The following is a 12,353-nucleotide window of genomic DNA, read 5'->3' on the forward strand; positions in this document are numbered from 1 at the left end:
TGAAATCCCATGAGGAGACCAGCATATGACCGCCCCCTTTAAAAACATCGGTATCATCGGAGCCGGTCAAATGGGTTGCGGCATCGCGCATGTTTCCGCCTTGGCCGGTTACAAGGTTCACATTTACGATCTTTCCAAAGACGGCATCGAAGCCGGCCTTGCAACGATCAACGGCAATCTTGCCCGTCAGGTCACCAACGGCAAGCTCTCCGACGACGCCCGCAAAGATGCGCTCGCGCTCATCAGCGGTTCGACTGACGTCAACGATCTGGCGCCCATGGATCTGGTTATTGAGGCTGCTACCGAAAACGAGGAAATCAAACGCAAGATCTATGCGCAGATCTGCCCGGTACTGAAGCCCGAAGCGCTTTTGGCCACCAACACGTCTTCCCTCTCCATCACCCGCCTTGCGTCCGCCACCGATCGTCCCGAACAGTTCATGGGCATCCACTTCATGAACCCGGTGCCTGTGATGAAGCTGGTGGAGCTGGTGCGCGGTATCGCCACCAACGAAAAGACCTTCGATGCGGCGAAGGACTATGTGCGGACGCTGGAAAAGGCGATCACCGTCGCCGAGGATTTCCCCGCCTTCATCGTCAACCGCATCCTGCTGCCGATGATCAACGAGGCTATCTACACGCTCTATGAGGGCGTCGGTTCGGTGGAAGCCATCGACACCGCCATGCGGCTCGGCGCCAACCATCCGATGGGACCGTTGCAGCTTGCCGACTTCATCGGTCTCGACACCTGTTTGTCGATCATGCAGGTGCTGCATGACGGGCTGGCCGACAGCAAATACCGCCCCTGCCCGCTGCTGGTGAAATATGTCGAGGCCGGCTGGCTCGGCCGCAAATCTGGTCGCGGTTTTTACGATTACCGTGGCGAGACACCGGTTCCGACGCGCTAAGGCGCAAGAGATATTCCTCTGAAATCATTCGAGATGACGGGAGGTAAGTCCCTCCCGCACTGGACAATTATTTAGCCTTCACTGCCGATACCAACGCCTTGGCATCTTCGCTGTCCCAGGCTGCCGGACCGTTCATGGCGGCAATCAGGCAGCCTTTTTCGTCCAGCAGAAGAGTTGCGGGAAGGCCGAAAGCCAGCCCTTCCTTTTTCAGAACATTGAAGACGCCCATGGAGCTGTCGCGATAAAGTTTCAGCGCGTCGATCTTGTATTCTTCAATGAAGGCTTTCGGTTTTTCGTCCGCGCCGGTGTCGATATTGACCGCAACAACCTCAAAGCCATCGCTGCCCTTTTCCTTCTCGAGTGCGTTCAGCGCAGGCATTTCCTCCCGGCATGGCACGCACCAGGTGGCCCAGAGATTGAGGAGAACCGCCTTGCCCTTGAGATCGGCAAGCGACATGTCCGACCCTTGCGGACCCTTGAAGGACAGCGGGATGACGCGCGGCGTATCCGTGGCCGACATGGCCGCCACCTGGCCCTTCAGGAGGGGTTTCAGCGAGGCGATGCGGTTTGCCGCACCTTCACATAAACCGGCCTCGGCAACCGCTGCCCCTTGAACCGGGCTCTCAGACCCAATATGCCTGAACCAGACCGCACCCGCGCCGAACACGACACCGGCAACGGCAGCAATTGCAACCAATCTGGCGGAAGGAAGCCTGAACGGCCTTTTTTCTGTCATCGAATACTCCAGGGCACGCAGAACATGGCTGACGGCACAGATCAGAAATCCTCCAACCAGATGTGGGGCGGACGTTTCGCTTCCGGGCCATCAGCCATCATGGAAGAGATAAATGCCTCCATCGGCTTCGACAAGAAGCTTTATGCCCAGGACATCCGCGGCTCTATAGCGCATGCCACCATGCTGGCGGAAAAAGGCATTATTTCGCAGGAAGATAAAGACAAGATCGTTCACGGCCTGAACACGATCCTGTCAGAAATCGAGGCCGGCAGCTTCGAATTCTCGCGCAAGCTCGAAGACATTCACATGAACATCGAGGCGCGGCTTGCCACACTCATCGGCACGGCGGCAGGGCGCCTGCACACCGCCCGCTCGCGCAACGACCAGGTGGCGCTCGATTTCCGCCTCTGGGTCAAGGAAGAGCTGCAGAAGACGGAAGGCATGCTGACCGCGCTCATCGCCGCCTTCCTCGACCGCGCCGAGGAAAATGCCGATACGGTCATGCCCGGCTTCACCCATCTGCAGACGGCCCAGCCCGTCACCTTCGGCCATCATTGCATGGCCTATGTGGAAATGTTCGGCCGTGACCGCGCCCGCGTGCGTCACGCGATCGAACATCTGGATGAAAGCCCGATCGGTGCAGCAGCGCTGGCCGGCACCGGTTATCCTATCGACCGCCACATGACGGCAAAGGCGCTCGGCTTCCGCGAGCCGACCCGCAACTCCATCGACACCGTTTCCGACCGCGATTTCGCGCTGGAGTTCCTGTCGATCGCCTCGATCTGCGCCACGCATCTGTCGCGCCTCGCCGAAGAAATCGTCATCTGGTCGACGCCGCAATTCGGCTTCATCCGCCTGTCCGATGCCTTTTCCACCGGCTCGTCGATCATGCCGCAGAAGAAGAACCCCGACGCCGCCGAACTGGTGCGCGCCAAGACCGGCCGCATCAACGGCTCGCTGGTGGCGCTTCTGACTGTGATGAAGGGCCTGCCACTCGCCTATTCCAAGGACATGCAGGAAGACAAGGAACAGGTTTTCGATGCCGCCGAAAGCCTGGAACTGGCCATCGCCGCCATGACCGGCATGATCCGCGACCTTGAGGTGCGCAAGGACCGCATGCGTGCTGCCGCCGGTTCGGGCTATTCCACCGCCACCGATCTTGCTGACTGGCTGGTGCGCGAGGCAGGCCTGCCCTTCCGCGACGCCCACCATGTGACCGGAAATGCGGTGGCACTGGCGGAAAAGAAAGGCTGCGATCTGGCCGATCTTTCGCTGGAAGACCTGCAGGCGATCCATCCGGCCATTACAAGCGGCGTTTTCGACGTCCTTTCAGTCGAGGCATCGGTTGCCAGCCGCACCAGCTTCGGCGGCACGGCTCCTTCCGAGGTCAAGAAGCAGATCGCCTGGTGGCGTGGACGCAACTAACGCATCGGACCGAAAAGTGTGAAGCGGTTTTCGGAAAATCCGATGCGCAGACAAATTAAAATGGGCGGCGGAAACGATTCCATTTTTCTCCGCCGCCCTCATAAATCTGCGTTACGCTGCGATCACAAGAAACAGGGTGCACAAGCGCCCTGTTTTTCGTTATCAGAGAAGCACATATTTCCTTTGGACAGGCTCATGCTTTCAAAAACCGCGCGCAATCTCATCGTTCCCATCAGCATGACGCTCGCCGTCAGTCTTGCTCTCAGTGCCTGCGGGCGAAAAGGCGATATCGATCCGCCGAGCACGCCGGTCGAAATGCGCAACAAGCGCAATGCCGACGGAACCGAGACGAAGCCGGCAACGGCGGAGCGGCCGTTCATCCTCGACAAGCTTCTCTGACGGGAAAAAGCCTGTGAACCATTTTGGCTATATCGACGGCGTGCTTCACGCCGAAAACGTGCCCGTGCCTGAGATCGCCAAGGCGGTCGGCACGCCGTTCTATGTCTATTCGACCGCGACGCTGGAGCGCCACTACAAGGTGTTCTCAGGCGCTTTCGCCGATGTGGACGCCATGGTCTGTTACGCCATGAAGGCCAATTCCAACCAGGCCGTTCTGAAGACGCTGGCAAAGCTTGGCGCGGGTATCGACGTGGTATCCGGCGGCGAATTGCGCCGCGCGCTTGGCGCCGGTGTACCGGCAAACCGCATCATGTTCTCCGGCGTCGGCAAGACGGTGGCGGAAATGGATTACGCGCTGGAAGCCGGCATCTACTGCTTCAACATCGAATCCGAGCCGGAGCTTGAGGTCCTCAACCTGCGCGCCGTCAAGGCCGGAAAAAGGGCGCATGTGTCCTTCCGCATCAATCCGGATGTGGATGCGCGCACTCATGCCAAGATTTCCACGGGCAAAAAAGAGAACAAGTTCGGCATTTCCTATGAGCGGGCGCGTGCGGTCTATGCCCATGCCGCCACGCTGCCCGGCATCGAAGTCACCGGCATCGACATGCATATCGGCAGCCAGATCACCGAATTGCAGCCCTTCGAGGATGCGTTCCGTTTGCTGCGCGAACTGGTGGAATCCCTGCGCACGGACGGGCACACGATCAGCCACGTAGATATCGGCGGCGGCCTCGGCATTCCCTACCGCGAGGACAATAATCCGCCGCCGCTGCCGGATGCCTATGCGCATATCGTCAAGAACGAGCTGAAGAGCCTCAACTGCAAGATCATCACCGAACCGGGACGCCTGATCGTCGGCAATGCCGGCATTCTGGTGACTGAAGTGATCTATGTGAAGGATGGCGGCGAAAAGAACTTCGTGATTGTCGATGGCGCGATGAACGACCTCATCCGCCCGACGCTTTACGAGGCCTATCACGGCATCCGCCCTGTCGTGCAGCCCGCGGTGGACGCCCCTCGCATCAAGGCCGATATCGTTGGCCCCGTCTGCGAAACGGGTGACTATCTGGCGCTGGACCGCGAGATGGCCGCACCGCAGCCGGGTGATCTGATTGCCGTCAGCTCCGCAGGTGCTTACGGCGCCGTGCAGGCAGGCACCTATAATTCGCGCCTGCTGGTGCCGGAAGTGCTGGTAAAGGGTGACAAGTTCCACGTCATCCGCCCGCGCGGAACCTATGAGGAGCTGATCGCTCTCGATTCAGTACCCGCCTGGCTCGATTGATCCGCCATATATCCGGCTTGGTCGATCACAATTGAGCGAAGCTGCCTAAAAAATGGGGGTGAGCATCCGCTTGCCCTCGTCTTCGCCACAAAGAATGTTATCCTTGCTTCTCATAATACAAGCAGCTCGCCGTTCCGGGAATGGCGTTTGACGTGGCCAGAACCGGGAGAACGGATTGATGACCACAGCCGGAGAGGACAGGACAGGCAGGAAGCGCCCAACCGGCGCATTCGCGCAGCGGCCGGATCTTGCCCGCCGGGTTGCGGCTAAACGCTTCTTCGCAAAAATCGTGTTGTTTTCGGAAAGAGTAGCACCGAAGACGCTGTGGCCGCTTTCCATCACCGCCGCATTTCTGGCGCTCGCGTGGTTCGGCCTCTACCGGCAAATGCCTGATTTCGTGCGGCTGGGCATCGTTTTCCTGCTGGTTTTTGGTTTCATCAGCACCATCCTGCCAATCGTCCGGCTGAAATGGCCGACAGACAACGACGCGTCCCGCCTTCTGGAAGAACGCAATGGTCTCGCCCACCAGCCAGTCGGTGTGCAGGAAGACGAACCGGCGTTGGACACCCCCATTTCCCGCGCCTTGTGGAAAGAACACCAGATCCGTATGGCGGAACGCATCGCCGCGCTGAACGCCGGCCTGCCGAAACCCGATATCGCCCGTTACGACCGCTCGGCACTACGCGCCATTCCCGCCCTTTTTCTGGTTGTCGCCTTCGGTTTTTCCTATTCCAATGGTGCAGGCACGATTGCGGATGCCTTCCGTAGCCGGCCGGCAGCCGGTCCGCTCAATCCCGATATCCGTCTCGACGCCTGGGTCACGCCGCCCGCCTATACCGGCCGCGCCCCGATTTTTCTGACAGGGCGCGATGCGACAGGCCACGACGCGGTGTCCGTGCCGCAATCCTCCAAACTGACGATCCGCATGACCGGTGGCGATGGCGGCGAGGAAGTGACCTTCGAGCCTGAGACCGCCGGCGCCCTGCAGAAGCTTGCCCCCGAAGCGGCGCGCGCCGACAGCGCAAGTGGCGATGTGGCGGCACAGACAGAAAAACGCCCGCCGGATCAACCTGTCACGCCGCGCACCTTTGCCATGGATGTAACCGAAAGCGGCATGATCACCGCCAATGGCGAACAATGGGTGTTCAACGTCATTCCTGACCAGCCACCGAGCATCGGCTTCGACAACATGCCGCGCCGCGCCGTCAATGGTGCGCTGGAGGTGGGTTTCACCGCCAAGGACGACTATGGCATCAAGGAAGCCCACGCCATCATCGAGCCGCTTGGCGTTGCGGAGAGTGCAACAGCACTTTACCCGCCGCCGGAATTCAAGCTCGACCTGCCGCGGCAGAACAACCGCGAGATCAAGGGGCTGACCAGCCGCAACCTGACCGAACATCCCATGGCAGGTAAGCGCGTGCGCATCACGCTGGTGGCAACAGACGGTGCCGGCCAGACCGGCCGCAGCCCCGCGCATGAAATGGTGCTGCCGGGCCGCAATTTCTCTGAACCGCTGGCGGCTTCGGTTGCGGAACAGCGGCAGATATTCTCGCTCGACACGCGCCAGATGCCAAAGGCGATCGCCTATAACGAGGCGGTTGGTCTGCGTCCGGAAGAAACCATTCCCAACACCACGCACTATCTCCTGCTGCAATCGGCGCAGACCCGCATGCGGCTCGCCTATAATGAGGAGATGCTGAAGAACACCGCCGATTATCTCTGGGAGATCGCGCTCGGCATCGAGGATGGTGATCTTTCGCAGGCGGAAAAACGCCTGCGTGATGCGCAGACAGCGCTTTCCGGGGCGCTTCAGCGCAATGCCTCCGATGAGGAAGTCGCCAAGCTGATGCAGGAACTGCGTGAGGCGATGCAGCAGTTCATGAGCGAGCTTGCGCAGCGCATGCAGAATGCGCCGCAAGCCAACATGAACCAGCAGGCACAAAACGTCTTGCGGCAGCGCGATCTGGAAAACATGATGAACCAGATCGAAAACCTAGCGCGCTCCGGCAACCGTGACGCAGCACAGGAAATGCTCTCGCAGCTGCAACGCATGATGAACAACCTGCAGGCGGGTCGGCCGCAACGTCAGGGCCAGCAGGGGCAGCAGCAAAGCAGCAAGATGCGCCAGCAGATCGACAAGCTGGGTGAAATTCTGCAACAGCAGCAGAAGCTGATGGACGAGACCTTCAAGCTCGATCAGGCGCTGCGTGACCGCATGCAGCGCGGCGACCCGCAGGATGGCGGCGAAGGCCAGAACCCGCAGACGGGTGAAAACGGTGAACCACCGCAACAGGGCCAGCAGGGCCAGCAGGGCGAAAACGGCCAGCAAGGCGGGCAGCCGAGCGAGCAGATGACCGCCGAACAATTGCGCGAGGCGCTGAAAAATCTGAGGGCGCAGCAGGACGCGCTGGGCAAGCAGCTGGGCGAATTGCAGCAGGGCCTTCGTGATCTCGGCATGGAGCCGGGCGAAAACTTCGGCAAGGCGCAGCAGGAAATGGAAGGCGCCGGCGAAGCACTCGGCAAAAGCCAGGGCGAACAGGCGGTCGAAGGTCAGGGCAATGCGCTGAACGCGCTGCGACAGGGCGCGCAGGATATGATGGGCCAGATCATGCAGGCCATGCGCCAGCAGGGACAGCAGCCCGGACAGGGGCAGGAAGGCATGGCGGGCCAAGGCGGACAGAACGGCCGCGATCCACTCGGCCGCCCGCGCAGCACAACCGGCCCCGATTTCGGCGACCAGGTGAAGGTGCCTGATGAGATCGACGTGCAGCGCGCCCGCGAAATTCTCGAGGCTATCCGCGAAAAACTCGGCAACAACCCGCCGGGTGAAATCGAGCGGCGTTATCTGGAGCGGTTGCTGGATATACGGTGAGGATGGAGGCCGCCATTCCTAGCGATCGGGCGTGTTTAACCTCGCGCATTTTTGAGGAAAGGCCAGCTTATCAAACACTCAACGTCATCCTCGGCCTTGTCCCGAGCATGACGGCGGAGAGAGTTGACGACTCCGCAACAAAAAAGGCGGCCCAAAGGGCCGCCCTTTCTCAAATCTCTGTAGCCTTATCGCTCAGGCCGCGAGCGCCCGCGCAACGGCTTTGCGGATATCCGGAAGCGCAAAAGGTTTTGAAACCACGTCCACGATCTTTTCTGCCAGATCATCAGCACGTTCGCGCTGTTCGGCATAACCCGTCATCAACAGGATGCGCATGGCCGGGAAGCGTTCGGCGGCGCGGTGCGCCAGCTCGATGCCATCCATGACCGGCATGCGGATATCCGAAAGAAGGAGATCGAAATTGGTTTCCTGAAGCTTCTCCAGCCCCTGCTCGCCGTCTGCCGCCTCATGGGTCTCGTGACCGTCGAGACGCAGCGCACGGGCAACGAAAGCCCGCAATGCATCCTCATCTTCGGTAATCAGAATCTTCGCCATTAATCATTGCTCCTGGGCATCATTTCCAGCCGTGAGCAACATCGCAGGCTCCTCTTTTCAAGAGGTAAACACCCAGGGTTTCGCTGGGTGAATGGTTAATGAGGCGTCTCCGGCATGTCCAATCCCGGCACGGACGAAATCGTCAGGCGTCGCCCGTGACGACGCCTACGAAGGGTAGTTCGCGGAAGGCGTAAGCCACATCCATGCCGTAACCCACGACGAAATAATCGGGACATTCGAAACCGACATAGTCGGCCTCCAGATCTTCCTTGCGCTTGACCTTCTTGTCGAGCAGCACGGCGATGGTGACGTGACGGGCGCCGCGTTCGTAAAGCAGTTCCTTGGCGAAACGCAGCGTGCGGCCGGATTCGAGAATATCGTCGATCAGAAGAACATCGCGGTCCTTCACGTCGCTGTCGATATCCTTGACGATCTTCACCCCTTGCGAAACGGTGCCGGCACCGTAGCTCGAAAGCGTGATGAATTCGACTTCGGGGGCAAGGCCGCTGTCATGCAGCGCGCGGATGAGATCGGCCGCGAAAATGAACGATCCCTTGAGCACGGCGATGACCAGCAAATCCTTGGTCGGGCCGCTCGCTATATGCTTGGCCATGTCGCGATTGCGCTCGGCAATCTGCTCGGCGGTGTAAAGCGGCTCAATGTTTTTTCCACGGACGACGGGCATTCTTTCTCCTGTGCTGCGCCTTGCCGATTTTACCTTTCAGTAAAAATACGAAGACCACGCGTTAGCACAGTCAACGTTCGGAAGCACCCGCTTCGACGAAGGAAAGCTTGATCTCAGGCGTTTTTCCACCGGGATGCCGCAACTTTGCCGAAAATCCGTGGCTGAAACCGGGCTGCATCTGCCTGACCGGCGGTTCAATGACCATGCTGGCGACCAGTTGCCCCTTGGCAACGAAGAGGTCGGCGCGAAGTGCCGGCACCTCTTCCAGAGCGGCACCGTTGTTCTCCACAATGCCGTTGATGAGCAGGACATCCATGCCGCCAGCCTCCTGCGGCGTGATGGTGACATGGGAAATGGCAAGCGGGTTTGCGGCCGCAACGACCGGCTTTTCCGGCACGACCACCGACAGGCCGCCTGAGCAGATGAAAACAAAAATGACGAGCGCCGCAACCAACGCCGAATAGGCATCCACAGACAGGCGCGACAATTTGCGGTCCACCCAGCCGATGAACGCGTAACCAAGAGCACTGGCGGTGACGGGCGGTTTTTCCATCTGCCGGCGCATCGCGCCGCGATTATCGTTTCCGGGCTGACGGACACGGTTTTCCTTGATGGTGACAAATTCAGCGTCTACCACATCGGGGCCGGTGTGGGTTGCCCGCGCCGTACGGCGCACTGGCGCTTCCGGCATCAGGAGGTCGAAATCGAATGCCGCTTGCCGGCGAGATGAACGGAACATAGCCATAGAATTCCTTGGGTGAGGTTTTCCGGCCCGCAAAACTGGGCATTGCAACGAATCCTGCCAAGTTTTAAATTTAATTGGTTAATGCTTCGCAAAAACGGCTCGCATAGGCCACCGGAACCGGGTTAAACGGCGCATCCGGGCCTCACGCGCCAGCGGTTTGCGAACCACCACGAAACGAAGAGACTGGAAGTCCGTTGATCCATTTCGAAAATGTCGGGTTGCGTTACGGCATGGGCCCCGAAATCCTGAGGGACATGACCTTCGACATTCCCAAGGGTTCGTTCCAGTTTCTGACCGGCCCTTCCGGTGCCGGCAAAACCACGTTCCTGCGCCTGCTGCTGATGTCGCTGCAGCCCACACGCGGCAATATCCGCATGTTCAACCGCGATGTGTCGCGCATTCCGCGCAGCGAGCTGCCCATGCTGCGCCGCCGCGTCGGCATCGTCTTTCAGGATTTCCGGCTGCTCGATCATCTGACGACCTATGAGAATGTCGCCCTGCCGCTGCGTGTGCGCGGCAAGGAAGAAAGCGCCTACCGCAACGACGTCATCGAGCTTTTGAAATGGGTCGGGCTTGGCGAGCGCATCAATGTGCTTCCGGCCATCCTCTCCGGTGGGGAAAAGCAACGCGCCGCCATTGCCCGTGCATTGATGGACCAGCCGGAAATCTTGCTGGCCGACGAGCCGACCGGCAACGTCGACCCGCCGATGGCCAAGCGCCTTCTCAACCTCTTTCTGGAGCTCAACCGGCTGGGTACCGCTGTGGTCATCGCCACCCATGATTTCGGCCTGATGGACCAGATCGACGCACGCCGGATGATCCTCACCGAAGGGCGGCTCGACATCTATGAATGAGATCAACCGCAAACAGTTAAGACCAGAGGCGACCGCACCGAAGCGGCCGCCGATGCGTATCCGCCCGATGGCACCCATTCTGCCGCCCTCCAACATTCAGGGCAACGCGCTGATGGTGGTGATCGCCATCATGGCCTTTCTCGCCTGCCTGACGCTTGGTGCCGTTTCCATGGTGCGTGCCACCGCCGCCACCTGGCAGAGCCAGATTTCCCGCGAAATCACCATTCAGATCAAACCCGAGGACGGGCTGGACATGAATGCAGCGCTCACCAAGGCACGTTCTCTGGCGCTCACTTTCGTCGGCACGCGGGATGGCACGATCCTCGATGACGCCGCCACCGCGCGTCTTCTGGAGCCGTGGCTCGGCAGTGGCCTCGATCTTTCCGAACTGCCGGTGCCGCGCCTCGTCGTGATTACCATCGATGAAAACCACCCGCCCGATTTTCAGGCCATGCGCGATATGCTGAAAGCTGAAATTCCACAGGCGTTTCTGGATGACCACCGTACATGGGTCGACAGGCTCGTCTCCATGGCCAGGACCACTGTCATGATCGGCGTCGGGGTCCTGATCCTCGTCTTCACCGCCATGGTGCTGACGGTGGTGTTTGCAACGCGCGGCGCGCTTTCCGGCAACCGGCACATCGTCGAGGTGCTGCATTTCGTCGGCGCCGAAAGCAGCTTCGTCGCGCGGGAATTCCAGAAGCACTTCCTGAAGATCAGCCTGAAAGGTGCGGCAGCGGGCAGCGCCCTTGCCGCGGTGGTTTTCCTTGCCGCCGGTTTCTGGCAATCGAGCACGGTTGCAACGCCGCAAAGCGATCAGGCAAGTGCGCTTTTCGGCTCCTTTTCCGTTGGCCTCAGTGGTTATATCGGCATCGCCACGACGATGATCATCATCGCGCTGCTCACCACGATCACCGCGCGTGTGACCGTCATCCGCACGATCGACGATATCGATCGCGTCCGCTCCGATCCGTCGAAAAGCGACGGTGTCGCATCGTGACGCCGTCTCCCTGATCTCGCGAGGAAACTGCACCCTTCACACGCCGGATGTAACTTGCGGACGGTGGACAAAAATGCCTGTTCCTTGCCTTAATCGGCGAGTATTCAGGAGGAATGTTTGTGAGTCGGACGGACCATGATCAGGAGCAGACGACCACGCGACAGGCAAAAAAGGGCCTGTTGTCGCGGCGAAGTCGCCTGCGCCGTTTTATTCGCGGTCTCATCCTGCTTTGCGTCATTACTCTCGGGGCTTTTTCCGGCGGTTTTTTGTGGTTCGCAGATTCGGTCGCCTCCATGCGTCCGCCCGAAGGCGCCAAGGGCGACGCGATCATCGTTCTGACCGGCGGTTATCAGCGCATCGAACAGGCGGTCGGCCTGCTGCGAGACGGCGTTGGCAAGCGCCTACTGATTTCCGGCGTCAATCCGGCCACCACCCGCACGCAAATCCGTAAGATGACGCAAGGCTCTTCGGACATGTTTTCTTGCTGCGTGGACATGGGCTACAAGGCCATAGACACCATCGGCAACGCCAATGAGGCGGCGAGCTGGATACGCGACCACGGTTATTCCTCCATCGTCGTCGTCACCAACAATTACCATATGCATCGCAGCCTGCATGAATTGCACAATGCCAGCCCGCAGACCCAATTCATCGCCTATCCCGTTATCAGCGCCGACCTTGCCCGCACCAACTGGTTCGCGGAGCCGGATGTGGTCCGAACCATGCTCTACGAATACATGAAATTCGTGATTGCAGCAGGACGAGACCTGACCGGGCTCGGCAAGGGCGACGGTCTGCGCAAGGCGGGCGCCGATCACCCCACGATCAAGGCGGCAACCTCCTCCCCGTGAATGGAAGAACGGAGAGAACACGCTTGCTGCGGAGCCTTGTTTTCG

General features: G+C 59.9%; 12 protein-coding genes. 8 read left to right on the top strand and 4 right to left on the bottom strand.

Annotated features, from left to right (window positions below; genetic code table 11):
* Positions 1-25 precede the first annotated feature (25 nt).
* Entirely contained in the window at positions 26-907 is an 882-nt protein-coding gene (locus ACQZ6D_RS11570; protein ID WP_013761782.1) for a 3-hydroxybutyryl-CoA dehydrogenase, read from the top strand.
* Positions 908-974: 67 nt separating this feature from the next.
* On the opposite strand, the gene tlpA is transcribed toward ACQZ6D_RS11570, so the two are convergent.
* Entirely contained in the window at positions 975-1,643 is a 669-nt protein-coding gene (tlpA, locus tag ACQZ6D_RS11575) for a thiol:disulfide interchange protein TlpA (protein ID WP_080849984.1), read from the bottom strand.
* 24 nt (positions 1,644-1,667) lie between these two features.
* Between tlpA and argH the strand changes: the two genes are divergently transcribed.
* The 4 genes from argH (at position 1,668) to ACQZ6D_RS11595 (ending at position 7,621) form a co-directional block, all read left to right on the top strand.
* Positions 1,668-3,068, top strand: coding sequence for an argininosuccinate lyase (gene argH / locus ACQZ6D_RS11580; protein WP_025595424.1), 1,401 nt, complete (start codon positions 1,668-1,670; stop codon positions 3,066-3,068).
* A 195-nt stretch (positions 3,069-3,263) separates the two neighbouring features.
* Positions 3,264-3,467, top strand: coding sequence for an LPS translocon maturation chaperone LptM (gene lptM, locus ACQZ6D_RS11585; protein ID WP_019564864.1), 204 nt, complete (start codon positions 3,264-3,266; stop codon positions 3,465-3,467).
* A 13-nt stretch (positions 3,468-3,480) separates the two neighbouring features.
* A complete protein-coding gene (gene lysA / locus ACQZ6D_RS11590) occupies positions 3,481-4,749 on the top strand; it encodes a diaminopimelate decarboxylase (protein ID WP_019564865.1) in 1,269 nt (422 codons plus the stop codon).
* A gap of 178 nt (positions 4,750-4,927) precedes the next feature.
* Positions 4,928-7,621, top strand: a complete 2,694-nt coding sequence (locus ACQZ6D_RS11595) for a TIGR02302 family protein (RefSeq protein WP_448729950.1) — start codon at positions 4,928-4,930, stop codon at positions 7,619-7,621.
* A gap of 192 nt (positions 7,622-7,813) precedes the next feature.
* Here the strand turns inward: ACQZ6D_RS11595 and ACQZ6D_RS11600 are convergent, their stop codons facing one another.
* The 3 genes from ACQZ6D_RS11600 to ACQZ6D_RS11610 all read right to left on the bottom strand — a co-directional run bounded on the left by ACQZ6D_RS11600 (position 7,814) and on the right by ACQZ6D_RS11610 (position 9,597).
* Positions 7,814-8,173 carry a response regulator gene (locus ACQZ6D_RS11600; RefSeq protein ID WP_003511329.1) on the bottom strand — a complete coding sequence of 120 codons (360 nt, stop codon included), beginning with the start codon at positions 8,171-8,173 and terminating at the stop codon, positions 7,814-7,816.
* Between the two features lie 142 nt (positions 8,174-8,315).
* The gene (gene hpt, locus ACQZ6D_RS11605) at positions 8,316-8,858 is read right to left on the bottom strand and encodes a hypoxanthine phosphoribosyltransferase (RefSeq protein ID WP_003511330.1); all 543 of its coding nucleotides are present in this window, start codon (positions 8,856-8,858) and stop codon (positions 8,316-8,318) included.
* A gap of 70 nt (positions 8,859-8,928) precedes the next feature.
* The gene (locus ACQZ6D_RS11610) at positions 8,929-9,597 is read right to left on the bottom strand and encodes a hypothetical protein (RefSeq protein WP_111842186.1); all 669 of its coding nucleotides are present in this window, start codon (positions 9,595-9,597) and stop codon (positions 8,929-8,931) included.
* A 200-nt stretch (positions 9,598-9,797) separates the two neighbouring features.
* Here ACQZ6D_RS11610 and ftsE point away from each other — a divergent pair, with 200 nt between their 5' ends.
* From ftsE to ACQZ6D_RS11625, 3 genes are all read left to right on the top strand, one after another.
* Positions 9,798-10,457, top strand: coding sequence for a cell division ATP-binding protein FtsE (gene ftsE / locus ACQZ6D_RS11615; RefSeq protein WP_003511334.1), 660 nt, complete (start codon positions 9,798-9,800; stop codon positions 10,455-10,457).
* Complete coding sequence (locus ACQZ6D_RS11620) at positions 10,450-11,457, top strand: cell division protein FtsX (protein WP_448729951.1); 1,008 nt, start codon at positions 10,450-10,452, stop codon at positions 11,455-11,457. Before ftsE ends, ACQZ6D_RS11620 begins: the two co-directional genes overlap by 8 nt.
* 113 nt (positions 11,458-11,570) lie before the next feature.
* Positions 11,571-12,308, top strand: a complete 738-nt coding sequence (locus ACQZ6D_RS11625) for a YdcF family protein (protein WP_003511336.1) — start codon at positions 11,571-11,573, stop codon at positions 12,306-12,308.
* The last annotated feature ends 45 nt before the right edge of the window (positions 12,309-12,353 follow it).

Source organism: Agrobacterium sp. 22-3639C2 (assembly GCF_053522105.1).